A 25,633-nucleotide genomic window follows, 5' to 3' on the forward strand; every position below is an offset into this window, starting at 1 on the left:
GCACGCCCTGTTCCCGGGTGTCGGTCGTCCCGTCGTCCTCAGGTCGTGCATCCGTCCCGGTCTCGGTCGTCGTGTATCGGACCCGCGGGGGGACACTTGCACGACTAGGGTGCGTGGGCACGGTCAGACACGGGTTCCGGTCGTGCGGGCGGGACGAGGTCGTGCAGGTGGGACTCGACACGGGGGATGGAAGGGGCCGGGACGTCCGACCCAGAAGAACGGGAGGACTGAGAGGATGACGGGATGACGGGGATCCGTGCGGGGCTGTGCTCGGTGACGTTCCGTGCCCTGCCGCCGGAGAGGATCGTCGCGCTCGCGGCCGCCGCGGGTCTCGACGTGATCGAGTGGGGCGGAGACGTGCATGTGCCGCCGGGGGATGTCGACCGCGCGGCGGAGGTCGCGCGGATGACCACGGATGCCGGGCTCGCCGTCGCGTCCTACGGGTCGTACTTCCGCGCCGGTCCGGAGGAGTCGCTCACCGCGGTCCTCGACAGTGCTGCGGCCCTGGGGTCTGACCGGGTACGGGTGTGGGCCGGTGAACACGGCTCGGCGGAGGTCTCCGCGCACGAGCGTGCCCGGGTCGTGACGCGGCTCCGCGCGGCGGCGGTCGAAGCGGGCGCCCGGGGCATCGGACTCGCCCTGGAGTTCCACGGCGGCACGCTCGCCGACACCGCGCCGGCCACCCTCGAGCTGCTGCACGAGGTCGACCACCCGATGCTGTCGACGTACTGGCAGCCCACGGTCGGCGCCCCCGTCCCCGTGGCGCTCGAGGAGTTCCGCCGGCTCGGCCCCCGTGTCTCCGCCGCTCATGTCTTCTCCTGGTGGCCGCGCACCGAGCGCCACCCGCTCCGCTCGCGGTCCGCCCTGTGGACCCGGTTCTTCGCGGACGCCGCCGCCTCGGCGCACCCGCCGCGCGACGCGCTGCTGGAGTTCGTGCCCGATGACGCCCCTGAGCTCCTCGCCGGGGAAGCCGCCGTCCTCCTCGGGTTCCTGGGGCGGCAGCCGTGAGCGCCCCTCGAAGCGGTTCCGTTCCCGTCGGTAGGCTCGGAGCATGACCCCGTCCGCCACACCGGCAGAGCCGCCGGCCGCGCGTCGCCCCCGTCACGCCCGGGGACCGGCACCCACGCTGCACGACGTCGCGCTCGAGGCCGGAGTGTCCCTGGCAACAGCCTCTCGCGTGCTCAACGGTTCCGAACGCAAGGTCGCGGCGCCCTTCCGGGAGCGGGTGGAGGCCGCCGCCGAAGCCCTCGGCTACACGGCCAACGTCTCCGCGCAGGCGACCGCCCGCGGACGCTCACCGGTGATCGCGCTCCTCGTCGCGGACATCGCCGACCCCTACTTCGGCCTCATCGCCTCGGGCGTCGCCCGGGGTGCCGACGAACAGGGGCTCGTCGTGACCGTGGCCATCACCGAGCGCGACCCGGCGCGGGAGGCGCGCATCGTCCGGGCGCTGCGCGGACAGCGTCCGCAGGGCCTCATCCTCGCCGCCTCGCGGACGCAGGAGGAGGGGCAGGCCGAGACCGCTCGCGAGCTCGCCGAGTTCACCCGCCTCGGCGGCCGCGTCGTCGCGTTCGGCGCGGACGGCGACGGCGACCGCCGGGTGGAGATCGACAACCGGGCCGGGGCCGCCGCGCTCGGCCGTCGCATGGCAGAACTCGGATACCGCTCGGCGGTACTCGTCGGGGCGGCGGAGGGCGTGCGCACCTCGGACGACCGGCTGGCGGGATTCCGGGCCGGATTCGCGGAGGGCGGCGGAGAGGTCGCGCAGACCGTCCGCGGTGACTTCCGTCGGGAGTCCGGGGCGGCGGCGATGACCGAAGCCCTCGCCACAGGTGTCCCCGCGGGTACCGTCGTGTTCGGCATCAGCGACGTCGTCGCGATCGGCGCGATGGCGGCCATCCGTGCAGCGGGCCGTGAGGTCGGCACGGACATCGCGGTCTGCGGCTTCGACGACGTGCCCTCGAGCCGCGACGTCACGCCGGCCCTCACCACGGTCTGCGTGCCGCTGAGCGACGCCGGCTACCAGGCCTTCCGCGCGATCGTCGACGAGGACTGGCAGCAGCCGACGCTCCCGCTCGAGGTGGTCGTACGCGCGAGCACCCCGGGGCTTCGGGCATGACCCGGGTCGTCATCGCGCCGGACAGCTTCAAGGGCACGATCACGGCGGCGGAGGCCGCTGCGGCGCTCGCCGACGGCTGGCGGGAGGTCGAGCCGGCTGCGGACATCGTGCTGCGTCCGATGGCCGACGGCGGGGAGGAGACCGTCGCGGCGTTCGCGACGGCCGTACCGGATGCACAGTGGATGCCGGTCACGGTCGACGGTCCGGCAGGCGCTCCCGTCGAGACGTCGTGGCTGCTCCTGCCGAGCACGACCGACGCCCCGGGCGGCACCGGCGTCGTCGACATCGCCTCGACCTCGGGCATCGAGCTCCTCGACGGTCTGCGCCCCGGGGACGCCGACACGACCGGCTTCGGCCAGGCGATCGCCGCAGCCCTCGATCACGGCGTCTCGCGCCTGATCCTCGGCATCGGCTCCAGCGCCTCCACCGACGGGGGCACGGGCATGCTCACCGCCCTCGGGGCACGCTTCCTCGACGCCGACGGCGAACCGGTGGCGCGGGGCGCGCGTGGTCTGGCGGACATCGTCACGGCGGAGCTCGGGGCCCTGCGTGGGGCGCCGGATGTCCGCGTGCTGACCGATGTCACGAATCCGCTCACCGGCCCGCGCGGCGCGGCAGCGGTGTTCGGCCCGCAGAAGGGCCTCACGGCGCCGGAGGACATCGCCCGTGTCGACGACGCGCTCGCCCATCTCGCCGTCCTCCTGCCCGTCGACCCGGAGCTGCCGGGCACGGGGGCCGCCGGCGGGACGGGCGCCGCTCTCGTGCGCTGGGGCGGGGTCCTCGCCCCGGGGGCGGCCGAGGTGGCCGCGCTCATCGATCTGGTCGGAGCCGTCCGGGGTGCCGACGTCGTGATCACCGGCGAGGGATCCTACGACGGACAGTCAGGCGACGGGAAGGTGCCGTCGTTCCTCGCCGCGCTCGCGGCGGAGGCGGGGGCGCGACCGCTGCTCGCCGCAGGACGGATCGCGGAGGATGCGGACACGAGCCTGTTCGCGGAGGCGGTGTCGTTGACCGCGCTGGCGGGGTCGACGACCGCCGCCCTGACCGATCCCGCACGCTGGCTCCGGGTCGCGGGCGCGGCTCTCGCGCGGACGCGGTGACCGGCCCGGACGCCCCGCCCGTGGGGGCGACGACGGCGGGGACACGGCCATGCGTTGACACGGCAGAACCGTCGGCATAGACTCGCAACACCGAACGGGAATGCGCTTTCCCGAATCCTTCACGAAGATGTCGAGGACCCCATGTCGTCTGCCCCCTCCGCGACCATGACCCTGGCGCTGGCCGCCGATCGTCCCGAGCCTCCGGGCATCGTCCGCTGGTGGAGCCGCCATTGGCACCCGCTCGTCTTCGTGCTCGCGGTACTCGCGCTCTGGTGGGTCTCCACGAGCCTCGGTTGGGTGCCGGCCTTCATCATCCCGTCGCCTGCCGACACCTGGGCCGCCTTCACCGACAACGCCGCCTACCTTGCGCAGAACACCTGGGTCACCACCTACGAGACCGTGATCGGGTTCGTCATCGCGGTCGTCGTCGGCGTCCTCGTCGCGGTGCTCATGGTCTACTCGCGAGGCCTGGAGCAGACGCTCTATCCCGTCATCCTCTTCGCGCAGGTCATCCCGAAGATCGCCATCGCCCCGCTGTTCGTCGTCTGGCTCGGGTTCGGGGCGGAGCCGAAGATCCTCGTGGCGGTGCTCATGGCGTTCTTCCCTGTCGTCATCTCGGGCCTCGCGGGTCTGCGCACCGTCGACCCGGAGATCCTCCAGCTCGCGTCGACCATGGGAGCCAGCCGCTTCAAGACCTTCCTCAAGGTGCGGCTGCCCGCGGCTCTGCCCGAGCTCCTCTCCGGCCTCAAGGTCGCCGCGACGCTCGCGGTCACCGGTGCCGTCGTCGGCGAGTTCGTCGGCGCGAACGAGGGCCTCGGCTACGTGATCCTCCAGGCCAACGGCAACCTCGACACCGCGATGCTCTTCGCCGCGCTCATCATCATGTCGCTGCTCGGCGTCATCCTCTTCGGCATCATCCAGATCGCCGAGCGCTTCCTCATCCCGTGGCACGCCTCCAAGCGCGACGTCGCCGCGGCCACCGTTCGACTCTGACCCCCCTCGCCCCCACGAAAGAAGGCACTGATGAAGAAGTCAGGCACCATCCTCAGCTCGATCGCCCTCGCGTCCGCCGCGGTGCTCGCCCTCTCCGGCTGCGGAGGATCGACGGCCCCGGCGAGCTCTGGCGACGGTGACGGCGGCGAGCTCACGCCGGTCACCCTCATGCTCAACTGGTACCCGTACGGCGAGCACGCCGCGTTCTACTACGGCGTCGATCAGGGCATCTTCGAGGAGCACGGCATCGACCTCACGATCAAGGCCGGCCAGGGCTCGACGAAGACCGCGCAGGCCGTCGGGCAGGGGCAGGTCGACTTCGGCTGGGCGGACACCCCCGCCGTCCTCGCGAACATCGACAAGGGCGTCGGCATCAAGAGCGTCGGCGTCTTCCTGCAGACCACGCCGTCGGCGGTGCAGGTCTTCGCCGACTCCGGCATCTCCAGCCCGGAAGACCTCAAGGGCAAGACCATCGCGGTCTCCGCGGGCGACGCCCCGACCACGACCTTCCCGATGTACCTCGAGGCCGTGGGCCTGGAGGAGGGCGATGTGACGCAGCAGAACCTCGACGCCGCGGGCAAGATCGCCGCCATGCTCTCGGGCAAGGTCGACGGCCTCATCGGCTTCGCGCACGACCAGGGCCCGACCATCGCCGACAAGAGCGGCAAGGACGTCGAGTACCTGCGCTACTCCGATGCCGGCCTGAACTTCTTCAGCAACGGTCTCATCGCGCCCACCGACACCATCGAGAACGACCCGGAGCTCGTCGAGGCGCTGGTCGCGGCGACCTCCGAGGCCTTCGAGGCCGCGCAGGAGGACCCTGAGGCGGCGGTGGCCGCGATGGAGGGCAAGGACCCGCAGATGCCGTCGCAGGAGGTGCTGCTGCACCAGTGGGAGGAGACCATCGAGCTGCTCCACACCGACGCCACCGAGGGCCAGGCTCCCGGCGCGAACGCCACCGAGGACTGGGAGTCCACGCTGGAGGTGCTGTCCGAGGCCGGGCTCATCTCGGGCGACGGCGACGTGGAGACCTACTTCGACGACGCCTTCACCCCCGGGAAGTGAGACCGATCGTCATGGATACCCACGTTCAGCAGGAACGCGGACCCGCGGCCACGAGCACCGCTCCGGCGCTCGAGGTCTCGGATCTCGCGATCACCTTCGCCTCCAAGCGGCGCCAGGTCACGGCCCTCGAGGGCGTCGACCTGCGCGTCGAGGAGGGGGAGTTCCTCTCCATCGCCGGACCTTCGGGCTGCGGCAAGTCGACGCTCCTGAAGGCCGTGGCGGGACTCACCGCTCCGAGCCGCGGCAGCATCCGCCTGCGCGGCGACGAGGTCCGCGGTCCGCGGCAGGATATCGGCTACGTGTTCCAGCGGGCGGCGCTTCTGGAATGGCGCAGCGTCCGCGGCAACATCCTCCTGCAGGCCGAGATGCGTGGGATGGACATGCGCAAGGCTCAGGCCCGCGCCGACGAGCTCATCGAGATGACCGGTCTCACCGGCTTCGAGAAGTCTCTGCCGCACGAGCTCTCCGGTGGCATGCAGCAGCGGGTGTCGCTGTGTCGTGCGCTGCTGCACGAGCCGCGGGTGCTGCTCATGGATGAGCCCTTCGGTGCCCTCGACGCCCTCACGCGCGAGCGTATGAACGTCGAGCTCAACCGGATCTGGAGCGCCACCGGCACGACCGTGCTGCTCGTGACCCACTCGGTCGCGGAGGCCGTCTACCTCGCCAGTCGCGTCATCGTGATGGGGCCGCGCCCCGGGCGGATCCTGGAGGAGCACCGCGTCGACCTCCCGGCCCGCCGCGGCTACGCCGATGTTCTGGAGACGGAGGAGTTCCACCGCGTCTCGAGCCGCGTCCGCGAGCTCCTCGGCTCCTCCACCGACGCCGACTGACCCGCCTCCGCCCCCGTCGCGCCCCCGTCCCGCCCCCGCCCCCCGTCCCGCCCCGCCCCCGCCCCCGTCCCGCCCGCGCCCCCGCCCCTCGCCCCTCGCCCGTGTGCGGGATCAAAACCGCCCCTCCCCAGCGTCCCCCGGGCCCGGTTTCGATCCCGCAGCAGGGGCGGTCGGCGGAGCGGGATCGAAAAGGCCCGTCCGGGACCCCCGACGAGCCCGTTTTCGATCCCGCAAGAGGAGGGGCGGACGGATCGGCGCCGACGGACCGACCCGCGACAACAGGAGGGGCCTCATCGCCCGAGCGTGCACGGAACCGACGGTCCGGCGTGGGATGAAGAATGCTCCTGCGAAACGCTGACGAGGGTCGTTCTTGATCCCGCACCGGGTGGTGCACCGTACGACCGTCCCATTGTCAGCAAGTCCCGGGAGCGGAATCGTCGCCCGGGTGTGGCTGGATCGATCACGTCCCTCCCCGGTGCCTGCCGCGCCCGCTTTCGATCCCGCCACGGGCTTTGCGCGTCGGCTCCCGCCGCGCCCCGGCTAGCGGGATCAAGAAAGCCCCTCTCCAGTCCGTGCCAGGCCCGTTTCCGATCCCGCCACGGGCTTTTCGCGTCCGCTCCCGCCCGGCCCCGGGGTGACGGGATCAACAACGTCCCTCCCCGATGCCTGCCAGGCCCGTTTCCGATCCCGCCGCGGGCTCGTCCGCCCGGCCTCGGGGTGGACCGGATCACCAGGGTCCCTCGCCGGCGCCCGGAGGGCGGGACCGAAAACTCCCCCCGGCGGTGGCCGAGGGGAGCGGTTTCGATCCCGGAGCACGCGCGGACGCGGCGCCGGGGGAGGGAGGATCAGTCGCCGAGGGCGGCGGAAACCACGGCGCGGGCCTCGGCCTGCACCTCCGCGAGGTGCTCGGGACCGCGCAGGCTCTCGGCGTAGAGCTTGTAGACGTCTTCGGTTCCGGACGGGCGCGCGGCGAACCACGCGTGCGGAGTCTGCACCTTGAGGCCGCCGATCGCCGCACCGTTGCCGGGGGCGTGCGAGAGCTTCGCGATGATGTCCTCGCCGGCGAGGGTGGTCGCGGTCACCGACTCCGGGGCGAGCTTGCCGAGCGTCGCCTTCTGCTCAGGGGTCGCGGGGGCGTCGACGCGCTGGTAGGCGGAAGCGCCGAAGGCGTCCTCCAGCTCCGCGTAGCGCTGCGACGGGGTCTTGCCGGTCACCGCGAGGATCTCGGCCGCGAGCAGGCAGAGGAGGATGCCGTCCTTGTCGGTCGACCACACGGAGCCGTCGTGGCGCAGGAACGAGGCGCCGGCCGACTCCTCGCCGCCGAACGCCACCGAGCCGTCGAGCAGTCCGGGCACGAACCACTTGAAGCCCACCGGAACCTCCAGCAGACGCCGCCCGAGCGACTCGGCCACGCGATCGATGATCATCGACGACACGAGCGTCTTCCCGACGGCGGCATCGCGCGGCCAGTGCTCCCGGTGCGAGAAGAGGTAGTCGATGGCGACGGCGAGGAAGTGGTTCGGGTTCATGAGCCCGGCGTCGGGGGTGACGATGCCGTGCCGGTCCGCGTCGGCGTCGTTCCCGGTGAGGATGTCGTAGTCGCCCTTCTTCGCCACGAGCGATGCCATGGCCGACGGGGACGACGGATCCATCCGGATCTTCTCGTCCCAGTCCAGGGTCATGAAGCGCCACGTGGGGTCGACCTCGGGGTTGACGACCGTGAGATCGAGGTCGTGCATCTCGGCGATCAGCGACCAGTACTCCACCGACGCGCCGCCCAGCGGGTCCGCGCCGATGCGCACGCCGGCGCGGCGGATCGCCTCGATGTCGATGATCGACGGGAGGTCGCGCACATAGGCGTCGCGGAAGTCGTATCCGGTGATCGCGTCCCAGTCCACGTCGGCGAAGCGCTCGCGGCGCACCTCGGTCAGGCCGCCCGCGATGAGCTGATTCGCGCGGTCGGCGATCCAGCCGGTCGCATCGGTGTCGGCGGGACCGCCGTGGGGCGGGTTGTACTTGAAGCCGCCGTCGCGCGGCGGGTTGTGCGAGGGGGTCACGACGATGCCGTCCGCGCGGCCCGGGTCATCGGCGGCGCGGTCGCGGTTGTACGTGAGGATCGCGTGGCTCAGCGCGGGGGTCGGCACCCACGAGTCCCGGGCGTCGACGCGCACGTCCACGCCGTTCGCGAGCAGGACCTCGATGGCGCTGCGCTCCGCCGGGAGGGACAGTGCGTGGGTGTCGCGCCCCAGGAAGAGCGGACCGGTGATGCCCTGCGCGGCGCGGTAGTCGACGATGGCCTGCGTCGTGGCGAGGATATGGTTCTCGTTGAAGCTCTTCGTGAGCGACGAGCCGCGGTGCCCGCTGGTGCCGAACACGACCCGCTCGCTCGCGACATCCGGATTCGGCACGCGGTCGTAGTAGGCGGCGATCAGCTCGTCGACGTCGATCAGGTCACTTTCCTCCGCGGGGAGGCCGGCACGGCTGCTCATGCTCTCAGTCTGCCCCGTGCAGCGGATACGCGCATCCGCCTTGACACGCGGGAACCCCATGAGTCACCGAGGGATAGGCTGAACGCCGTGACTGCACGCCGCACCTACAGCTATCTCGGACCAGCCGGAACCTTCACGGAGGCGGCGCTCGACCAGGTGGCCGAGGCCAGGGGGCAGGACTGGCGACCGGTGCACAACGTGGGCGAGGCGCTCGCGGACGTCCTCGAAGGGCGGAGCGACGCGGCCATGATCGCGATCGAGAACTCCATCGAGGGCGGGGTGTCCACCACGCAGGACGCGCTGGCGACTCTGCCGGGGCTCCGGATCATCGGCGAGTACCTCGTGCGGGTGAACTTCGTCCTCGTCGCGCCGCGCGGCACCACTCTCGACCAGGTCGAGGTCATCGCCGCGCACCCCGTCGCCTACGCGCAGTGTCACGGCTGGCTCGGCGAACACCTCCCGACCCACTCGCATGTGCCGGCGGCGAGCAACGTGGCCTCGGCCATCGGCGTCCTCGACGGCACCTCGCCCGCGCAGGCCGCGATCGCCGCTCCCGGCATCGTGCAGCACTATGACGTGGATGTGCTCGCCGAGGGCATCGGCGACAACGCGGCGGCCGTGACCCGGTTCGTCCTCGTCACCCGCACCACGCGTTCGCCCGCGCCGACCGGTGCCGACAAGACCTCGCTGATCGTCGAGCTCCCGCATGACCACCCTGGTTCTCTCCTCGAGATGCTGGAGCAGTTCTCGACGCGCGGCATCAACCTCTCCCTCATCGAGTCCCGGCCCATCGGCGACGAGCTCGGCCGGTACCGGTTCGTGATCGATGCGGACGGTCACATCGAGCACGAGCGGATGGCCGACGCGCTGCTCGGGATCCGCCGCTTCAGCCCCCGTGTGGTGTTCCTCGGGTCGTACCCGCGTGCTGACCGGCAGATCGTGCAGTATCCCGACCGCTACTCCGACGAGATCTTCATCGAGGCCCGCGACTGGCTCCGCGGCATCCTCTCCGGCGAACCCGAGTCCTGACGCCGCACGCACGCGCGTGCATCCTGCGTTCGGGATCGATAACGCACGTTCCCGTACCGGCCCGCGCCCGATTTCGATCCGGCATGCCGCGCCCCCAGTTGGCGGGATCGATAACACACGTTCGCCGAACGATCTGCGCCCGTTTTCCACCCGGCGCACCCCGCCGCCGCGATCCCCCACAGCCGCAGGTATCGCGGGATCAGAATCGCACCTCGTACCGGCTCGGGAGGTGCTGTTTCGATCCCGCACGACGAGGAGCGGGTCAGTGTTCCTGGAACCGCGGCCAGGCGCTGCCCGGCAGCATACGGGCGTGCAGCGCGCCCTTCGCGGAGGCGAGGCTGGGATAGGTCCCGGCCGCCGCGTCCGCTCCCGCCATGGTCACCACATAGCCGTTCTCATCGTGGCGGATGCTCCCCACCACCCCGTTCGTCCCGTACGCGACCCAGAGTGCGAGTGTCTTGGTGCTCATCGTCGAACCCCTCTCTCTGCCGCCGAGGCTACGCCTCCCTGACATCCGGAGCCAGCCCCCTCATCGCGGAGAGGACCGAACGCCCAGCCATGAGCACGTCTCATCCAGGGATGCCGTGGCGAACCGTGAGTGCGCGACGCACACGGGCGGCGAGGGCAGCGCCACCGTCGCGCAGATCGAGCTCGGTCACGCGGATCACGAGCCATCCGTGGTCCTCGAGGTCGCGCTGACGCCGGATGTCGATCCGCCATTGATCACGGTCCGTCCGATGGCCATCGCCCTCGTACTCGATGGCGATGCGGCATTCGGGGTAGGCGAGGTCGACCCGGGCGAGGAAGCGTCCGTCCACGGAGACGACGTGCTGGATCGCGGGCTCCGGGAGGTCGAAGCTCGTGAGGAGCAGCCGGGTCTCGGTCTCCTTCGGCGACTCCACGCCCGGTCGTGCGAATGCCAGCCCATCGCGTATGCGACCGCACCCGGGAAACCGCCCCCATCGCGTCAGCTGTCGATCGATGCTCTCGATGGTCGCGACCGGCCGGCCCATCCGCAGCCCCGGATAGACGTCGGACGATGTGACCAGCGCATCGAGCGCCACGACGACCGGCGTGAACACGAACTCCCGCGCGCAGAGGAACAGTGCGCTGACCGGATCGACCGTCGGAACTCCGTGGATGTGCCATGTGTCCGCCCGTCCCGGGGCGATGCGGCGCCCTTGGACACCGACCGTCCTTGGCGGTGAGGTCCCGGTGTGCACGGCGACGTCGAGGGGCTCATCGGGCGACCATCGGACGGGCGCGGGAAGCCCCCACAGCCGGAGGGCCGTGCGTCCGGCGAATGCCTGGCCTTCACGGAGGCGTGGAAGGTACGCGGCGACTCGATCGTCGAACGTGGCGGGTTCGTTCGCCGACCGCACTCCGGCGAACGGCCGCGCGAGGTCTCGGCTGGAGTATCTCTTCCGCCCGACCCCGATGGCCGCGGCGTCACGGACGGCGAAATGAGGGCCGAGGTCAGGCGGGAGAGGAATCCGGTGTCGCATGCGTCCATGCTGTCCGTGCAGGGTCGGCGTCCGGACGGTCGATCATCCTCCTTCCGGCTCTTGTGGACAACTCGAATCGACTTGCGATTGTGGCGGAGGTCTCTTCCTCGCGCCGGATCAGAAGTGTCCCTCCAGCGACCGCTGAAGGCACGTTTCCCGTCCCGCATGCCGAGACAGCGAGAGGCTCCCGGACGGAGCGAAAGAGCGCGTTGCGGGACCTGCCGGGGCCCCGATTCCCGCTCGCACGGGGTGGTGCGACGACGGCCGGCGCGCGGGATCAGAAAGGTGCCGCGGGAAGCGCTCAGGGGAGCGTTATCGATCCCGCACCAAGTGACCGACCGGACGCGGGATCAGAAAGGCGCCGGGAGAAGCGCGCAAGGGAGCGTTATCGGTCCCGCAGGGCGGAAGCAACCGGACGCGGGAGCAACCGGACGCGGGATTAGAAACGCGCCGCCTGGGCGGCGTGGGGGAGCGTTCGTGATCCCGCGACGGAACGCCCCCGTCCCGCGACGCGACTCACGCCCCCGCGACGAGCTCCAGCGTCTGCGCGCGCCCGGCGGCCGAGTCCTTCGGCTCCGCGTCATAGGCCCCGGCGACGGGGGAGAGCATGACTTCGTCCACCCCGTAGGTCGACGCGAAGGAGTGCACCTCGGCGGCGACGGACTCCCCGGTGCCGACGAACCACCGCGACCGCGCGGCCTCGACCACCTGATCGGTCGCGGCGTCGTGCTCCGCGGCGAGGGCCTGCTCGACGGTCTCCAGTGCGACGAGCGGCTGGTTGAGTCGGAGTCGCGCCATCATCCGCAGCTGCGGCAGGGCACGGGCCTCCGCCTCCTCTGCGGTCGGGGCGGCGACGGCGTTCACGGTGAGGAAGGTCCGCGGCTCCGGGTGCTCCTCGCTCGGACGGTAGTTCGTGCGGTAGAGGTCGAGCGCGCGTTCCAGGCCCTGTCCGGAGAAGTGGTTCGCGAACACGTACGGCAGGCCGAGGGAGGCGGCGAGCTGTGCGGAGTAGTCGCTCGACCCCAGCAGCCACACCTCGGGCAGCCCGGTCGCGGCGGGAGTCGCCCGCACGGTGTACTCGCCGCCGGAGGTGAAGCGCACCGTGGCGCCGTCGGCGGTGAAGAGCGCCGCGATGTCCTGCACGTGGCGGGGGAACTGCTCCACGTCGCTGGTGGTCCCTGACCCGCGGAGGAGCTGAGTGATCACGGGGTCGCTGCCGGGCGCGCGGCCCAGGCCCAGGTCGATGCGGCCGGGGGCGATGGCCTCGAGGGCGGCGAACTGCTCGGCGACGATGAGGGGCGCGTGGTTCGGCAGCATCACGCCGCCGGAGCCGAGGCGGATGCGCGAGGTGCGCGTGGCGGCGGCCGCGATGAGGACCGGCGGCGTGGTCGACGCGACCGCGGGCATGTTGTGGTGCTCGGCGAACCAGTACCGGCGATAGCCGAGCCGGTCGGCGGTCGCGGCGAGGGAGAGGGAGGCGGTGATGGCCTCGGCACTGGTCTGGCCGGAGCGGACCGGCACGAGGTCGAGGACGGAGAGGGCGACGTCGTTCATCTCCGGATGCAACCTCGGCGGCCGCTCCGGCATTCCCTACGCGGCGAGGCGCGAGGCGGGGGTGAGCGCGTCGGCGAGCGCGTTCCTGGCGAGGCGATAGCGGATGAGCCAGGCGGCGCTGAAGCTCTGTTCCGGCAGGTCGTGCAGCGCCGCACGGTCGTGGTTCGGCAGTCCCTCCCGCGCGGCTTCGCGCAGGAGGTCGTCGCGGGTCGCGGGGTACTCCATCTCGGCGAGGAAGCGGTCGAGGGTCGGGGAGAGTGCCATGGTTCGTCCTTTCCGTGAGAAGAGGATGAGAGGGGGGCGGTGCCGCGGCACCGCCCCCGGGTGCTCAGGCGTCGATCGCCTGGCGCTGTTCGCCGGATTCGACGACGATCTTGCGTGGCTTCGCCCGTTCGCTGACGGGGATCACGACCGACAGGACACCGCTCTCGTACGAGGCGCTGATGTTGTCGAGGTCCACTCCGTCGCCGAGCGAGAACTGGCGCAGGAACGATCCGGCGCCGCGCTCGCGGGCGAGCCAGCGCACGCCTTCGCGGGTGTCGGCCGTACGCTGTGCGCGGATCGTGAGCTGCCCGCCGTCGAGGTCGACGTCGATGGAGCCGGGGTCGGCGCCGGGGAGATCGGCGTGCAGGATGTAGCGGTCCCCGTCGCGGTACAGGTCCACCGGCATCGACCGGGGCGCGCGCACGGAGTCCAGGACGCTCGCGGCGAAGCGGTCGAGCTGGCTGAAGGGATCGAAGGTCAGTGCCATGAGATGTCTCCTTTCGTGCGGCCCTGCAAGGGCTGAGGTGGTGTGCAGATTATCTGCACCTGAGGTATAGATTTGTTATAGAACACACGCAGGAATCTTCGCAACCCCGATCCGGAGACGAGGACATTCATGACCGCACGCGACTCGCGCACCCCGCTGTACGGCATCGCCGTGGCCGCGCAGCTCGTCGACCTGCCCGAGGCGACGATCCGGCTCTTCGAGAGCAAGGGCCTTCTCGCGCCCGCCCGGAGCGACGGCGGCACGCGCCGGTACAGCGACGACGACATCACCCGCCTGCGTCGCGCGGCCGAGCTCCGCGGTGACGGCATCAACATCGCCGGGATCGCGCGGGTCCTCGACCTGCAGGATGAGAACGCGGGCCTCCGGGAGGCTCTCGACGCGGAGGCGCCGGAACGCGAGCGCTCCGCTCGCGACTGACGACCGGCGGACAGGGGGCGCCGACGACGCCGCTACGCTTTCCGCATGGAAGCCGGGATCTTCTACGTCCTCGTCGGAGCTGTCGCCGTGGCGGCCGTCGCGCGATCGCGGGGGTGGCCGGCCCCGCTGCTCGTGACCGTCGTTGCGCTCGCCGCCTCGTTCCTGCCGTTCGTGCCGGAGCTGGAGATCGACGGGCACCTGCTGCTCGGGCTCGTCCTGCCGCCGCTGCTGTATTCCGCCGCCCTCGACGTGTCGTTCGTCGGGTTCAAGCGCAGCCTGCCGCAGATCCGGCGCCTCGGGATCTGGCTCGTGCTGCTCACCGCGTTCGCCGTCGGACTCGTGGCCTGGTGGATCCTGCCGTCGCTCACGCTGCCCGGCGCGCTGCTGTTGGGCGCTATCGTCGCCCCGCCGGACGCGGTGTCGGCGGCGGCGATCGGCCGTCGTCTCGGTCTACCTCGCCGCATCATGACGGTGCTGTCCGGGGAGAGCCTCATCAACGACGCGACCTCGCTCACGCTCTACCGGGTGTTCGCGGCCATCCTCGCCGGGGCGACGGTGTCGATCTGGGGAGGCATCGGGCAGTTCCTCCTCGCGGTCGGCGTGGGGGTGGGCATCGGGCTCGTCTTCGGGATCGTCCTGCATCAGCTGCGCATGCGCATCGGCGATCCGGTGGTTATCGGCACCTTCGGTCTGCTCGCCCCGTTCGGCGCGTACAACATCGCGGAGCACCTGCTCGGCTCCGGCGTCCTCGCGGTCGTGGCCATGGGACTGTTCGTCGGCTTCAACGCCCCGCGCACCGACTACACGACCCGGCAGCAGGAGGCGCCGTTGTGGCTCTCGGCCGACCTGCTGCTGGAGAGCTTCGTGTTCGCCTACATCGGCCTCCAGTTCCCGCGGGTGCTCAGCGACCTCGGCAGCGAGTCGGTGGGGCACATCCTCCTGCTCTCCGGCGCCGTGCTGCTCGTGGTGCTCGTGGTGCGGCCGCTCTACATCTACCCGATCAGCGCGTGGTCGAACTTCCAGGACCGCCGCCGGCTCGCCCGCATGGATCGCGGCATCGCATCCGGGGAGTTCGACGAACGGCGACGGCGGTCCCGGAGGTGGCGCGATCAGAGCACGGATGAGCTGCGGACGCAGATCGTGCGGGAACGCATGGCGGGCCTGCGGCTCACGTGGAAGGACAACGCGGTCATCTCGTGGGCCGGCATGCGGGGCGTGGTGACCCTGGCGATCGCGGTGGCCGCCGCCGATCTGGCCGGGCTCGACACCGAGGCCTCGCACGCCATCGTCGTCGTCGCCTTCATCGTCACCGTCGGCACGCTCCTGCTGCAGGGGCTCACCCTGCCGCTGCTCATCCGGCGGCTCGAGATCGCGGGGGATGAGGAGCACGCGGAGGACGTCGCGGCGCTGAAGATGGTCAAGGCCAAGAGCCGCGAGGCCGGCAAGGCGTACCTCGCCGAGAAGCGCCGGGAGTGGGAGCAGAAGCACGGCGAGGTCGACCTCGGCATGTTCGATGCCTTCACCAAGCGCATGACCCGGGTGGAGAAGGACACCGACGACGCACAGCAGGTCGAGGACACCGTCGCCCGCCCCTCCTATGACGACCTCGTCGCGCTGACCAAGGGATGGCTGCAGGTGCGGCGGGAGATCCTCGTCGCGGAGCGGGACGCCGGCGAGCTCGACGAGGAGATCATGCGGGAGCTGCTGGCCGCGATGGACGCCGAGGAGCTGGCGCTCGACACCCGCGGCGCGACCCGCCCCCTGAGCCGCAACTGACCCCTCCTTCCCGCCGACCCACCCCGTTCCGGTCGACCCACCCCTTTCCGCCCGTGCGTAAAGGGCCGGGGCGCACGCAAAGGGGTGGGTCGACAGGGGAAGTGGGTGAAAAGAGCGCCCCACCTTCGAGAGGAAGGTGGGGCGCTCGTCGAGAGACCGGGTCAGCGGGCGCCGGCGGGCTCCGGGGTGGAGGCGGCGTCGGCCTCGGGAGCGTCGTCGCCGGAGTCGTCGGCGAAGGGCAGGCCCTCGCGCGGGGCGTTGTAGAGCTCCTCGTCGAGGATGCCCTCACGCTTCGCGACGATCGCGGGGACGAGCGCCTGACCGGCGACGTTAACCGCCGTGCGGCCCATGTCGAGGATCGGGTCGATCGCGAGCAGCAGGCCGACGCCCTCGAGCGGCAGACCCAGGGTGGACAGCGTCAGCGTGAGCATGACGACCGCGCCCGTGGTGCCGGCGGTGGCGGCGGAACCGACGACCGAGACGATCACGATCAGCAGGTACTGCACGAAGTTCAGCTCGATGCCGAAGAACTGCGCGACGAAGATCGCGGCGATGGCCGGGTAGATCGCGGCGCAGCCGTCCATCTTCGTCGTCGCGCCCAGCGGCACGGCGAACGAGGCGTAGGAGCGGGGCACACCGAGGTTGCGCTCGGTCACGCGCTCCGTGAGCGGGAGCGTGCCGATGGAGGAGCGGCTCACGAAGGCGAGCTGCACCGCCGGCCACACACCCGAGAAGTACTGCTTGATGGAGAGGCCGTGCGTGCGCACCAGGATGGGGTACACGACGAACAGCACGAGCGCGAGGCCGATGTAGACCGCGGCCGCGAACCAGCCGAGCGACGCCAGCTTCTCCCAGCCGTACTTGATGACGGCGGAGCCGATGAGGCCGAATGTGCCGAGCGGGGCGATGCGGATGATCCACCACAGCACGCGCTGGATGACCTTGAGCAGGGACTCGGTGAAGACGAGGAACGGCTCCGCCTTCTTGCCGGCCTTGAGCGCCGCGATGCCGACGACGGCCGCGACCACGATCACCTGGAGGATGTTGAAGCCGACGCTCGAGGTGAACGCGCCCTCGGTGGCTCCGGGGGAGGTGCTGACGGTCAGGCCGAGGAAGTTCTGCGGGATGAGGCCGAGGAGGAAGTTCCACCAGGTGCCGACCGTGTACGGCTCGCCCGGCTCCAGGCCCTCGCCGGCGCGGCTGCCCGGCTGGATCACGAGGCCGAGGACGATGCCGATGATGACCGCGATGAAGGCGGTGATCGCGAACCAGAGGATCGTCTGCCCGGCGAGGCGGGCGGCGTTCTGCACGCGGCGGAGGTTCGAGATGCTCGCGACGATCGCGGTGAAGATCAACGGGACGACAGCCGCGCGGAGCAGCGTGACGTACGAGCTGCCGATCGTGTCGAGGGTCGCCGACAGGGCGGTCGGGTTCTCGGCCGTGGCGCCGAGCTGACGGCCGATCAGACCGGCGGCGATGCCGAGGACGAGGGCGGCGATGATCTGGAAGCCGAACGAGGTCAGCAGCTTCCGGACCGGCCCGCGGGTGTCTGGCGCCTTCTGGGCGCGTGCGGTGGTGCTCATTGAGGTGGGGACTCCAGAATCGCGGCGCGCCGGGTGCACGCCATGAGGCTCAACGCTAGGAGAGCCTGAGAATTCCCTGGGCGGATATGACGAAGGATGACGGCCGCCCTCCCAGGCCGTCACCCTTCGCTGCGTGCCGCCCTCAGGGCGTGACGCAGTCCTGGACGTTGTCCTGGATGATCTGGGTCGTGAGGGCCTTGTCGGCTTCGTCCCGCTGCTTGTCCTCGCCGTCGGCGATGTAGCCGAGCGTCTCGTCGCTGAGGTCGGAGTCGACCAGGGCTTCGGCCAGGCAGGTGGCGGCGTCGTCGGTCATGGCCTCCTCCTGCGGGGTGCCCTCGAAGACCTTCTGGATGCCGTCGGCGACCTCGTCGACCGAGGGGCGGCTCTCTCCCGCGCAGGCGGCGAGGGAGAAGGCCAGGGCAGCGGCCGGGACGATCGCCAGGAGGCGGAGGCCGCGACGCGAGGGGATGCGGGTGCTGATCATGCGACGACGCTATCCACTCACAGCCGACTCATAGAAGGGGCTTGCGGAGCGCTGTGCGATCGTGCTCGCCCTCCCGCCGACCCACCCCTCTTCGTGCGTCCCGGCCCTCTGCGTGCGTCCGTAAGGGACCGGGGCGCGCGGAAGGGGGTGGGCCGGCAGAAGTCAGCGGTCGGCGAGGACGAGGAGGTCGCCGACCTCGCAGTCGAGCGCCTCGCAGATGGCCCGCAGCGTGGAGTAGCGGATCGCGCGGGCGCGGTCGTTCTTCAGCACGGACAGGTTCACGATGCTGACGTCGACGGCGGCGCTCAGCTCCGTCAGCGTCATCCCGCGGGCCGTCAGCAGCTCATCGAGACGGCAGTGGATGCCCGTGGACTCGTCGTCGCTCTCCGCCGGGCTCACACCAGGCCCTCCGTCTCGCGTTCCAGGGCGGCCCGTTCCTGCTCCACGCGCATGCCCTGACGGAACACCGCGGCGAGGGCGAGGAGGCCGAGCGCCGCGGCGAACGGCAGCGGGGTGACGGTGAGCCAGTAGGTCTGCGGATACCAGGTGCTGTCCGCCGGCAGGGCCTCGCGCAGTCCGGTGGTGGCGGCGATTCCGCTCAGGAGATCGGAGAGCACGCCCAGCACCCCGAACGCGATCGCACCCCCGACGAGGGCGCGGGTCACGGTGCGGGAGAACGCGCGGCCGCGGAGGGTATGGAAGCAGATGAGTGCGAGGACCACCGCGGGGATCGTCGTGAGGGCGAGGCTGCTGAGCTGTGCGGCCGCGGCGAGGAGGCGCAGCCCGAGCGACGCGTGGCCCACCGTGAAGTCCGAGAGCTCCGTGCCGCCGCAGCTGAGCATCGTCGTCGTGCTGTCGCCGTACTCCGAGCACGGGAGGCTCGAGGGCCAGTCGAGGAAGATCGTCGTCGCACCGTGCAGCTCCGCCCAGTCCACGGCGAACGCTTTGACGACGATGACCACCGCGCCCAGTGCGGAGAGCGTGATCCACCATCCGGACAGCGTGAGCGCCGCGTCGAGGGCGACCGTGCGGCTGCCACGGCGGCGGCTGTTCCAGACGACGAGGGCGACGACGGCCGCACAGACCGCGAGCGCGATCCCGATGTTGAGCAGAGACGGCCAGACGGCCTCGGAGCCGAACGAGATCATCAGACCAGCCCTTCCGTGTCGCGCTGCAGGCGGTCCCCGACGACGAAGACCGTTCCCACGATGGCGGCGGCGAAGGCCCCGAGGAGATAGGGGAACGGCTCGACGGTGAGCACCGCGGTGTCGAAGGACCCCTCGGTCACATGGGCCATGGCGGCGCCGGCGAGCATGTTGTCGAAGAAGCGGGCGGCGGCCGCCCCCACGAGGGCCAGGATGGCCGCCCCCATCACCAGTCTGGTGTTCGTGCGATCGAAGACGGTCCCGCGCAGGATGCGCAGGCTCAGGGTGATCAGAGCGGCGACGAGTCCGGCCGCGGTGACCGCGAACGCGATCTGGCCGAGCACGCCGGGCACGACTCCGGTCGCGGGGAGATCGGTCACCGTGACCACCCCGGTATCGATGAGGACGGGGAGGCTCTCGTCGCCTGCGGTCGCGATCGCGGGTGCATCGATGAACTCCACGCTGACGGGGATCGTCGCTCCTGACGTGAGCTCCACGATCCGCACTGTGGCCATGCTGACGGAGGTGATCGCGATGAAAGCTCCCGCCAGGATGAACAGCGCCAGCGCCACGCGGTCCCCCGTCGACAGCACTCGTTCCTTGTTCCGCACGTCGGCTCCTCCCACCCGGTGTTTATCGACTTTCGTTAACATAACGACTGTCGATAAACCCGTCAAGGCCTCGCTATGCCCACGGCGAACACGGGCATACCCGCCATTTCTGGTCGTTACTCTCGATGTACAAGCGCTTCATGCGTCTTCGCCCCGTGCGAATAAGGAGTCAACATGTTCGAGAGATTCACGGACCGAGCCCGTCGAGTGGTCGTCCTCGCCCAAGAAGAGGCGAAGATGCTCAACCACAACTACATCGGCACCGAGCACATCCTGCTCGGCCTCATCCACGAGGGCGAGGGCGTCGCAGCCAAGGCGCTGGAGTCGCTCGGCATCTCCCTCGACGCCGTGCGCGAGCAGGTGCAGGACATCATCGGCCAGGGTCAGCAGCAGCCGACCGGGCACATCCCGTTCACGCCGCGCGCCAAGAAGGTGCTCGAGCTGAGCCTCCGCGAGGCCCTGCAGCTCGGTCACAACTACATCGGCACCGAGCACATCCTCCTCGGGCTCATCCGCGAGGGTGAGGGCGTGGCCGCTCAGGTGCTCGTCAAGCTGGGCGCCGACCTCAACAAGGTGCGGCAGCAGGTCATCCAGCTGCTCTCCGGCGCTCCGGGCCGTGAGCCCGCGTCCGTCGGCGCGCAGTCCAACGACACCCCGTCGGGTGCGCAGGGCGGCTCGCAGGTGCTCGACCAGTTCGGTCGCAACCTCACGCAGGCCGCGCGCGACAACAAGCTCGACCCGGTGATCGGGCGCGAGAAGGAGGCGGAGCGGGTCATGCAGATCCTCTCCCGCCGTTCCAAGAACAACCCCGTCCTGATCGGCGAGCCCGGCGTCGGCAAGACCGCCGTCGTCGAGGGTCTCGCCCAGGCGATCGTCAAGGGCGATGTGCCCGAGACGCTGAAGGACAAGCAGCTCTACTCGCTCGACCTCGGCTCGCTCATCGCCGGTTCCCGCTACCGCGGCGACTTCGAGGAGCGTCTGAAGAAGGTCACCAAGGAGATCCGCACGCGCGGCGACATCATCGTCTTCATCGACGAGATCCACACCCTCGTGGGTGCGGGTGCCGCCGAGGGCGCGATCGACGCGGCCAGCATCCTCAAGCCGCTGCTCGCCCGCGGTGAGCTCCAGACCATCGGTGCCACCACGCTCGACGAGTACCGCAAGCACTTCGAGAAGGACGCCGCGCTCGAGCGCCGCTTCCAGCCGGTGCAGGTGAACGAGCCGACGCTGCCGCACGCGATCAACATCCTCAAGGGGCTGCGCGACCGCTACGAGGCGCACCACAAGGTGCAGATCACCGACGGCGCGATCGTGGCCGCGGCGAACCTCGCCGACCGCTACGTCTCCGACCGCTTCCTCCCGGACAAGGCCATCGACTTGATCGACGAGGCGGGCGCACGTCTGCGTCTGTCGATCCTGTCCAGCCCGCCCGAGCTGCGCGAGTTCGACGAGAAGATCGCCGCCGTGCGCGAGCAGAAGGAGATCGCCTCCGAGGAGCAGGACTTCGAGAAGGCCGCCTCCCTGCGCGATGAGGAGAAGAGCCTCCTCGCCGAGCGGCTGCGTCTCGAGAAGCAGTGGCGTGCGGGTGACGTCGCGACCCAGGCTGTCGTCGACGAGGGCCTGATCGCCGAGGTGCTCGCTCAGGCGACCGGCATCCCCGTGTTCAAGCTGACGGAGGAGGAGTCCAGCCGACTCGTCTTCATGGAGAAGGCGCTGCACCAGCGCGTCATCGGTCAGGAGGAGGCCATCGCGGCGCTCTCCAAGACCATCCGTCGTCAGCGTGCCGGCCTCAAGGACCCGAAGCGTCCCTCGGGCTCGTTCATCTTCGCCGGCCCCACGGGCGTCGGAAAGACCGAGCTCGCCAAGGCGCTCGCGGAGTTCCTCTTCGACGACGAGGCCGCGCTCATCTCGCTCGACATGAGCGAGTTCGGCGAGAAGCACACCGTCTCGCGGCTGTTCGGTGCCCCTCCCGGGTTCGTCGGCTTCGAAGAGGGTGGCCAGCTCACCGAGAAGGTGCGGCGCAAGCCGTTCAGCGTGGTCCTCTTCGACGAGATCGAGAAGGCGCACCCGGACATCTTCAACTCGCTGCTGCAGATCCTGGAAGAGGGTCGCCTCACCGACGGTCAGGGTCGGATCGTGGACTTCAAGAACACGGTCATCATCATGACCACGAACCTCGGTGCGCGCGACATCGCCGGCGGCCCCGTCGGCTTCCAGATCGAGGGCAACAACGCCACGAGCTACGAGCGGATGAAGGGCAAGGTCAACGAGGAGCTCAAGCGGCACTTCAAGCCCGAGTTCCTCAACCGCGTCGACGACATCATCGTCTTCCCGCAGCTGAGCAAGGACGAGCTGGTGCAGATCGTGGACCTGTTCACGAAGCGCCTCGGCGAGCGTCTGCTCGACCGCGACATGACGATCGAGCTGTCGCAGTCCGCCAAGGAGCGTCTGATCGAGATCGGCTTCGACCCGGCCCTGGGTGCCCGTCCGCTGCGTCGCGCGATGCAGCACGAGATCGAGGACCGTCTGTCGGAGAAGATCCTGCACGGCGAGCTCGACTCGGGCGACCACGTGAAGGTCGATGCGAAGGACGGGGAGTTCCTGTTCGAGCACGGCCCGCGCGGGGAGAAGGTCGCGGTCGGCGTCAACACCGGCGGCGGCGCGATCTCCGGCACGCCCGACCTGGCGATCACCGGCAACGACTGATCCTCGACACGGTCACCCGAAGGGGCGGATGCGACAGCGTCCGCCCCTTCGTCGTCCCCACTCCGCCGCGTCTGGGAGTCGTCGGGAGGAGCGGGTCCTAGGCTGGTCGGGTGAGCGCGTACATCGTCCGGCCGGCCCGCAGCGCCGACATCGTCAGCATCCGGAACCTGCTCCAGCCGATGGTGGAGCAGCGCATCCTGCTCGGCAAGGATCTCGCCGTGCTCTACGGCGCCGTGCAGGAGTTCGTCGTCGCCGAGGCGGACGGGGAGCTGATCGGCTGCGGGGCTCTGCACGTGATCTGGGAAGACCTCGGCGAGGTGCGCACCCTGCTCGTCCGCGACGACTGGCTCCACCACGGCGTCGGTCGGGCGATCGTCGAGCGGCTCGAGGAGAACGCGCGGTCGCTCGGGCTCACCCGCCTGTTCTGCCTCACGTTCGAGGTCGACTTCTTCGGGCGTCGCGGCTTCACCCCGATCGGGGAGCAGGTCGTCGATCCGGACGTGTACTCGCAGCTCCTGCGCAGCGGCGACGCCGGCGTCGAGGAGTTCCTCGACCTCGCGCATGTGAAGCCGAACACGCTCGGCAACACGCGCATGCTCAAGGTGCTCTGAGCCCCGGACCACCGCCTCGCGCCTCCCAGGCTCGCGGACGGGGATCGCTTAACCTGGAGGCATGCCCCGTCACTCCGCCGCCGTGTACCGTCGTCGGCGTCTGGCGGTACTGCTCGGGCTGATCCTCGTCCTCGCGATCGTCGGCGCGTCCGTCTGGCTCCTCATCGCCCGGCCGTGGGCGTCCACGGGGGCGCAGGAGCCGGCACCCGCACCGACCTCCTCCGCCTCCTCGGGGCCCACACCGTCCGGATCGGCCTCGCCCGCCCCCTCGCCGTCGGCGGATGCCACTCCGGCCGTCGTCCCCTGCGAGGCGAAGGACATCGAGGTCACGGCCGTCACGGATGCGGAGTCCTATCCCGACGGCGCTCTGCCGAAGCTCTCCATCTCCCTGACCAACAAGGGCACGAAGGACTGCACGATCGACGTGGGTTCCACGACCCAGGTGTTCACGATCTCCAGCGGCTCGGACGAGTGGTGGCGCTCGACGGACTGCCAGGAGAACCCCAGCAGCATGATCGCCACGCTCACCGCCGGGTCCACCGTGGTGAGCAAGGAGCCGGTCGTCTGGGACCGCACCCGGTCCAGTGTCGAGACCTGCGCACAGGAGAACCGTCAGCGTGCTCCCGGCGGTGGCGCCTCGTATCACGTGGGCGTCTCGATCGGCGGGTTCCCCAGCGCCACGACCACCCAGATCCTCCTGTTCTGAGCGCGCGACGGGCACTTGTGCTGACAGGGCCCGGTCTTTGGGATACCATAGAGGTGACTCTCCCGCTATGCGGCAACATGCCATCCCCAGTGGCGTCGAATTACAGCGTCCCCAGCGCTTCGACACCGCCGCTCGAGAGTCCGAGGGCCCTCTCGAGTACCCCAGTCCCCAATGGAGGACTCGAGAGGGCCCAATCTTTCCCCGGCGCCGCCGCGCCGCCCCGATGCCTAAGCTGGAGGCATGGCAGCGAAGAAGGCGAAGTCCGGGAAGAGCGCGAAGAAGAAGCCGGCGCCCGAGGACTTCCGGTCCGAGGCTCTGGCGCTCGCCCTCGAGAAGCAGGACGTCGCCGCGGTGGCCCTCGCGCTGCGGCACGGCACCACCGTCGTCCCGCTCATCAAGCCGGGAGCGCGCGACAATCCGCTCGACAGCGGCGAGGTGTGGACCTATCGGGACCCGAACTCGGGTGACCTCGCCCTGCTGCTCTTCAGCGACGCGAAGAACAAGCCCGCCAACCTGCCGCCCGGGGTCGGCATCTACGACGCCGCCTGGCTGCGCGCGTTCCTCTCCGCCCACCCGATCACGACCGTGTTCCTCGACATCGCCGGGCCTCACCCGATGCAGGCCGACCCGGTGGAGCTGCTCAAGGCGCTCGACGCCTGACCCGGGCGCCCCTCCGACTCAGAACGGCGGGATGTCGCGGTCGGGGCGACGGGCGCTGTTCCGCGCCCTCACGTCGCCCAGCGCCGCGCGCAGGGTCTTCGAGCGGTCGTCCACCACCTGCTCGTAGCCGAGCCGGGCGGCCTCGGAGCGCCGCTGCGCCGCCTGCGTCACCGGCCGCACCTCGCCCGCGAGGCTGAGCTCGCCGACGGCAGCGACCGTGCGCGGCACCGAGATCATCTGGATGGACCCGGCGACGGCGATCGCGATGGCGAGATCGGCGGCGGGCTCCGTGAAGCGCACCCCGCCGACCGTGGACACGTAGACGTCGAGGCTGCCGGTGGGCACGCCCGCCCGGCGCTCGAGGATCGCCAGCACCATGGCCACCCGCGAGGAGTCGAGGCCGTGCACGATGCGCCGGGGGTTCGGCGCGTTGCTCGGCACGGTGAGCGCCTGCACCTCGACGGGGAGGGCGCGACGGCCCTCGAGGGAGATGGCCACGCAGGTCCCCGGCTCGGAGGCGCCCTGCGACAGGAACAGGCCGGAGGGGTCGGGCACCTCGGCGATGCCGTCTCCGGTCATCTCGAAGCAGCCGACCTCGTCGGTGGGACCGAAGCGGTTCTTGAGGGCACGGATGAAGCGCAGCGAGGTCTGCCGGTCGCCCTCGAAGTGGCACACGACGTCGACGAGGTGCTCCAGCACCCGGGGCCCCGCCACCTGGCCGTCCTTGGTCACATGGCCGACGATGATGATCGGCAGATCGCGCTCCTTCGCCACCCGGATCAGGGTCGCGGCGACCTCCCGCACCTGGCTGGGCTGACCGGCCGCGCCGTCGGTGAGCGACGACGACACGGTCTGCACGGAGTCGACGATGACGAGCTGCGGCTGCACCTCGTCGATGTGGCCGAGGATCGTGGCGAGGTCGGTCTCGCTCGCGAGGTAGAGCTCGTCGTGCAGGGCGCCCGTCCGCTCCGCTCGCAGGCGCACCTGGGCCGGCGACTCCTCGGCGCTGGCGTAGAGCACCCGTCGCCCGCTCCGCGCGGCCTGCGCGGCGACCTCGAGCAGCAGGGTGGACTTGCCGACGCCGGGCTCGCCGCTGAGGAGGATCGCGGCTCCCGGCACGATGCCGCCGCCGAGCACCCGGTCGAACTCGCCGACCCCACTCGTGCGGCGCGGCGCGTCCTGCGTGGTGATCTGCGTGATCGGGCGCGCCGCGCGATCGGCGGTCGGCGCGAGCGCGTTCACACGGCGGAGGATGCCGGTCTGCGCGGCCTGCTCCTGGACCGTGCCCCACTGCTGGCACTCCCCGCAGCGACCGACCCACTTGGCCGTCGTCCACCCGCACTCGGTGCAGACGTACGCGGGGGGAGCGGGTTTCCGGGTGGCCATGCCCCCAGGCTATCGGCGGGATCAGACATCCCTATCGACCAGGCGATTATTCACGGCCCGGTTCCCCCGCCGGCCGCCGGCCCCGGCCGATA

At 70.6% G+C, this 25,633-nt stretch carries 25 protein-coding genes; 13 read left to right on the plus strand and 12 right to left on the minus strand.

Annotated elements, in window-relative coordinates; translation table 11 throughout:
• Positions 1–243: 243 nt before the first annotated feature.
• From AB0300_RS14715 to AB0300_RS14740, 6 genes are all read left to right on the plus strand, one after another.
• Entirely contained in the window at positions 244–1,008 is a 765-nt protein-coding gene (locus AB0300_RS14715; RefSeq protein WP_366216282.1) for a sugar phosphate isomerase/epimerase, read from the plus strand.
• A 43-nt stretch (positions 1,009–1,051) separates the two neighbouring features.
• Positions 1,052–2,119 carry a LacI family DNA-binding transcriptional regulator gene (locus tag AB0300_RS14720; RefSeq protein ID WP_081811653.1) on the plus strand — a complete coding sequence of 356 codons (1,068 nt, stop codon included), beginning with the start codon at positions 1,052–1,054 and terminating at the stop codon, positions 2,117–2,119.
• Entirely contained in the window at positions 2,116–3,219 is a 1,104-nt protein-coding gene (locus tag AB0300_RS14725) for a glycerate kinase (RefSeq protein ID WP_366216283.1), read from the plus strand. The genes AB0300_RS14720 and AB0300_RS14725 overlap by 4 nt, the downstream gene beginning before the upstream one ends.
• Before the next feature lie 141 nt (positions 3,220–3,360).
• A complete protein-coding gene (locus AB0300_RS14730) occupies positions 3,361–4,212 on the plus strand; it encodes an ABC transporter permease (RefSeq protein ID WP_025105461.1) in 852 nt (283 codons plus the stop codon).
• 30 nt (positions 4,213–4,242) lie between these two features.
• Positions 4,243–5,277 carry an ABC transporter substrate-binding protein gene (locus tag AB0300_RS14735; RefSeq protein ID WP_025105462.1) on the plus strand — a complete coding sequence of 345 codons (1,035 nt, stop codon included), beginning with the start codon at positions 4,243–4,245 and terminating at the stop codon, positions 5,275–5,277.
• A gap of 11 nt (positions 5,278–5,288) precedes the next feature.
• Positions 5,289–6,107 (plus strand): ABC transporter ATP-binding protein, encoded by an 819-nt coding sequence (locus tag AB0300_RS14740; RefSeq protein ID WP_060922883.1) that lies wholly within the window; start codon positions 5,289–5,291, stop codon positions 6,105–6,107.
• 845 nt (positions 6,108–6,952) lie between these two features.
• Here the strand turns inward: AB0300_RS14740 and pgm are convergent.
• A complete protein-coding gene (pgm, locus tag AB0300_RS14745; protein ID WP_315109252.1) occupies positions 6,953–8,596 on the minus strand; it encodes a phosphoglucomutase (alpha-D-glucose-1,6-bisphosphate-dependent) in 1,644 nt (547 codons plus the stop codon).
• Between the two features lie 78 nt (positions 8,597–8,674).
• On the opposite strand from pgm, the gene pheA reads away from it, so the two are divergent.
• The gene (gene pheA, locus AB0300_RS14750; RefSeq protein WP_029990079.1) at positions 8,675–9,625 is read left to right on the plus strand and encodes a prephenate dehydratase; all 951 of its coding nucleotides are present in this window, start codon (positions 8,675–8,677) and stop codon (positions 9,623–9,625) included.
• 262 nt (positions 9,626–9,887) lie between these two features.
• Here the strand turns inward: pheA and AB0300_RS14755 are convergent, their stop codons facing one another.
• From AB0300_RS14755 to AB0300_RS14775, 5 genes are all read right to left on the minus strand, one after another.
• Positions 9,888–10,094 (minus strand): hypothetical protein, encoded by a 207-nt coding sequence (locus AB0300_RS14755; protein WP_025105466.1) that lies wholly within the window; start codon positions 10,092–10,094, stop codon positions 9,888–9,890.
• A 100-nt stretch (positions 10,095–10,194) separates the two neighbouring features.
• Complete coding sequence (locus AB0300_RS14760) at positions 10,195–11,130, minus strand: hypothetical protein (RefSeq protein WP_366216284.1); 936 nt, start codon at positions 11,128–11,130, stop codon at positions 10,195–10,197.
• 516 nt (positions 11,131–11,646) lie between these two features.
• A complete protein-coding gene (locus tag AB0300_RS14765; protein WP_366216285.1) occupies positions 11,647–12,684 on the minus strand; it encodes an LLM class flavin-dependent oxidoreductase in 1,038 nt (345 codons plus the stop codon).
• 36 nt (positions 12,685–12,720) lie between these two features.
• On the minus strand, positions 12,721–12,948 hold the full coding sequence (locus AB0300_RS14770; protein WP_025105469.1) for a DUF2795 domain-containing protein: 228 nt from the start codon (positions 12,946–12,948) through the stop codon (positions 12,721–12,723).
• A 64-nt stretch (positions 12,949–13,012) separates the two neighbouring features.
• On the minus strand, positions 13,013–13,435 hold the full coding sequence (locus AB0300_RS14775; protein WP_025105470.1) for an Hsp20/alpha crystallin family protein: 423 nt from the start codon (positions 13,433–13,435) through the stop codon (positions 13,013–13,015).
• 129 nt (positions 13,436–13,564) lie between these two features.
• Here AB0300_RS14775 and AB0300_RS14780 point away from each other — a divergent pair, with 129 nt between their 5' ends.
• Entirely contained in the window at positions 13,565–13,873 is a 309-nt protein-coding gene (locus tag AB0300_RS14780) for a MerR family transcriptional regulator (protein ID WP_025105471.1), read from the plus strand.
• Between the two features lie 45 nt (positions 13,874–13,918).
• On the plus strand, positions 13,919–15,649 hold the full coding sequence (locus AB0300_RS14785) for a cation:proton antiporter (protein WP_366216288.1): 1,731 nt from the start codon (positions 13,919–13,921) through the stop codon (positions 15,647–15,649).
• Positions 15,650–15,810: 161 nt separating this feature from the next.
• Here AB0300_RS14785 and AB0300_RS14790 read toward each other — a convergent pair whose 3' ends face one another.
• From AB0300_RS14790 to AB0300_RS14810, 5 genes are all read right to left on the minus strand, one after another.
• On the minus strand, positions 15,811–17,232 hold the full coding sequence (locus tag AB0300_RS14790) for a dicarboxylate/amino acid:cation symporter (RefSeq protein WP_174235396.1): 1,422 nt from the start codon (positions 17,230–17,232) through the stop codon (positions 15,811–15,813).
• Positions 17,233–17,374: 142 nt separating this feature from the next.
• Positions 17,375–17,716 (minus strand): hypothetical protein, encoded by a 342-nt coding sequence (locus tag AB0300_RS14795; protein ID WP_366216289.1) that lies wholly within the window; start codon positions 17,714–17,716, stop codon positions 17,375–17,377.
• Between the two features lie 162 nt (positions 17,717–17,878).
• Positions 17,879–18,115, minus strand: a complete 237-nt coding sequence (locus tag AB0300_RS14800) for a helix-turn-helix domain-containing protein (RefSeq protein WP_366216290.1) — start codon at positions 18,113–18,115, stop codon at positions 17,879–17,881.
• Positions 18,112–18,864, minus strand: a complete 753-nt coding sequence (locus AB0300_RS14805) for a hypothetical protein (protein ID WP_126894384.1) — start codon at positions 18,862–18,864, stop codon at positions 18,112–18,114. The genes AB0300_RS14800 and AB0300_RS14805 overlap by 4 nt, the downstream gene beginning before the upstream one ends.
• Positions 18,864–19,472 carry a hypothetical protein gene (locus tag AB0300_RS14810; RefSeq protein ID WP_366216292.1) on the minus strand — a complete coding sequence of 203 codons (609 nt, stop codon included), beginning with the start codon at positions 19,470–19,472 and terminating at the stop codon, positions 18,864–18,866. Before AB0300_RS14810 ends, AB0300_RS14805 begins: the two co-directional genes overlap by 1 nt.
• A 174-nt stretch (positions 19,473–19,646) precedes the next feature.
• On the opposite strand from AB0300_RS14810, the gene AB0300_RS14815 reads away from it, so the two are divergent.
• From AB0300_RS14815 to AB0300_RS14830, 4 genes are all read left to right on the plus strand, one after another.
• Positions 19,647–22,178, plus strand: coding sequence for an ATP-dependent Clp protease ATP-binding subunit (locus AB0300_RS14815; RefSeq protein ID WP_025105479.1), 2,532 nt, complete (start codon positions 19,647–19,649; stop codon positions 22,176–22,178).
• Between the two features lie 110 nt (positions 22,179–22,288).
• Positions 22,289–22,789: an amino-acid N-acetyltransferase gene (locus AB0300_RS14820; protein ID WP_025105480.1), complete on the plus strand. Its 501-nt coding sequence runs from the start codon at positions 22,289–22,291 to the stop codon at positions 22,787–22,789.
• Between the two features lie 61 nt (positions 22,790–22,850).
• Positions 22,851–23,495: a hypothetical protein gene (locus AB0300_RS14825; RefSeq protein WP_126894385.1), complete on the plus strand. Its 645-nt coding sequence runs from the start codon at positions 22,851–22,853 to the stop codon at positions 23,493–23,495.
• Between the two features lie 240 nt (positions 23,496–23,735).
• Complete coding sequence (locus AB0300_RS14830) at positions 23,736–24,155, plus strand: hypothetical protein (RefSeq protein ID WP_025105482.1); 420 nt, start codon at positions 23,736–23,738, stop codon at positions 24,153–24,155.
• 18 nt (positions 24,156–24,173) lie between these two features.
• On the opposite strand, the gene radA is transcribed toward AB0300_RS14830, so the two are convergent.
• Positions 24,174–25,541, minus strand: a complete 1,368-nt coding sequence (radA, locus tag AB0300_RS14835; RefSeq protein ID WP_085605982.1) for a DNA repair protein RadA — start codon at positions 25,539–25,541, stop codon at positions 24,174–24,176.
• Between the last annotated feature and the right edge of the window lie 92 nt (positions 25,542–25,633).

The sequence above is a fragment of the Microbacterium sp. NPDC078814 genome, assembly GCF_040702645.1.
GTDB lineage: Bacteria > Actinomycetota > Actinomycetes > Actinomycetales > Microbacteriaceae > Microbacterium.

Bases quoted from the DNA above. Each gene is read 5' to 3' on its own strand.
- AB0300_RS14765 (WP_366216285.1), bottom strand. From the start codon at position 12,684: ATGAACGACGTCGCCCTCTCCGTCCTCGACCTCGTGCCGGTCCGCTCC.
- AB0300_RS14785 (WP_366216288.1), top strand. From the start codon at position 13,919: ATGGAAGCCGGGATCTTCTACGTCCTCGTCGGAGCTGTCGCCGTGGCG.
- AB0300_RS14815 (WP_025105479.1), top strand. From the start codon at position 19,647: ATGTTCGAGAGATTCACGGACCGAGCCCGTCGAGTGGTCGTCCTCGCC.
- AB0300_RS14715 (WP_366216282.1), top strand. From the start codon at position 244: ATGACGGGGATCCGTGCGGGGCTGTGCTCGGTGACGTTCCGTGCCCTG.
- AB0300_RS14775 (WP_025105470.1), bottom strand. From the start codon at position 13,435: ATGGCACTGACCTTCGATCCCTTCAGCCAGCTCGACCGCTTCGCCGCG.
- AB0300_RS14780 (WP_025105471.1), top strand. From the start codon at position 13,565: ATGACCGCACGCGACTCGCGCACCCCGCTGTACGGCATCGCCGTGGCC.
- AB0300_RS14830 (WP_025105482.1), top strand. From the start codon at position 23,736: ATGGCAGCGAAGAAGGCGAAGTCCGGGAAGAGCGCGAAGAAGAAGCCG.
- AB0300_RS14790 (WP_174235396.1), bottom strand. From the start codon at position 17,232: ATGAGCACCACCGCACGCGCCCAGAAGGCGCCAGACACCCGCGGGCCG.
- AB0300_RS14720 (WP_081811653.1), top strand. From the start codon at position 1,052: ATGACCCCGTCCGCCACACCGGCAGAGCCGCCGGCCGCGCGTCGCCCC.
- AB0300_RS14795 (WP_366216289.1), bottom strand. From the start codon at position 17,716: ATGATCAGCACCCGCATCCCCTCGCGTCGCGGCCTCCGCCTCCTGGCG.
- AB0300_RS14740 (WP_060922883.1), top strand. From the start codon at position 5,289: ATGGATACCCACGTTCAGCAGGAACGCGGACCCGCGGCCACGAGCACC.
- radA (WP_085605982.1), bottom strand. From the start codon at position 25,541: ATGGCCACCCGGAAACCCGCTCCCCCCGCGTACGTCTGCACCGAGTGC.
- AB0300_RS14760 (WP_366216284.1), bottom strand. From the start codon at position 11,130: ATGCGACACCGGATTCCTCTCCCGCCTGACCTCGGCCCTCATTTCGCC.
- pgm (WP_315109252.1), bottom strand. From the start codon at position 8,596: ATGAGCAGCCGTGCCGGCCTCCCCGCGGAGGAAAGTGACCTGATCGAC.
- AB0300_RS14825 (WP_126894385.1), top strand. From the start codon at position 22,851: ATGCCCCGTCACTCCGCCGCCGTGTACCGTCGTCGGCGTCTGGCGGTA.
- AB0300_RS14725 (WP_366216283.1), top strand. From the start codon at position 2,116: ATGACCCGGGTCGTCATCGCGCCGGACAGCTTCAAGGGCACGATCACG.
- AB0300_RS14805 (WP_126894384.1), bottom strand. From the start codon at position 18,864: ATGATCTCGTTCGGCTCCGAGGCCGTCTGGCCGTCTCTGCTCAACATC.
- AB0300_RS14755 (WP_025105466.1), bottom strand. From the start codon at position 10,094: ATGAGCACCAAGACACTCGCACTCTGGGTCGCGTACGGGACGAACGGG.
- AB0300_RS14770 (WP_025105469.1), bottom strand. From the start codon at position 12,948: ATGGCACTCTCCCCGACCCTCGACCGCTTCCTCGCCGAGATGGAGTAC.
- AB0300_RS14735 (WP_025105462.1), top strand. From the start codon at position 4,243: ATGAAGAAGTCAGGCACCATCCTCAGCTCGATCGCCCTCGCGTCCGCC.
- AB0300_RS14730 (WP_025105461.1), top strand. From the start codon at position 3,361: ATGTCGTCTGCCCCCTCCGCGACCATGACCCTGGCGCTGGCCGCCGAT.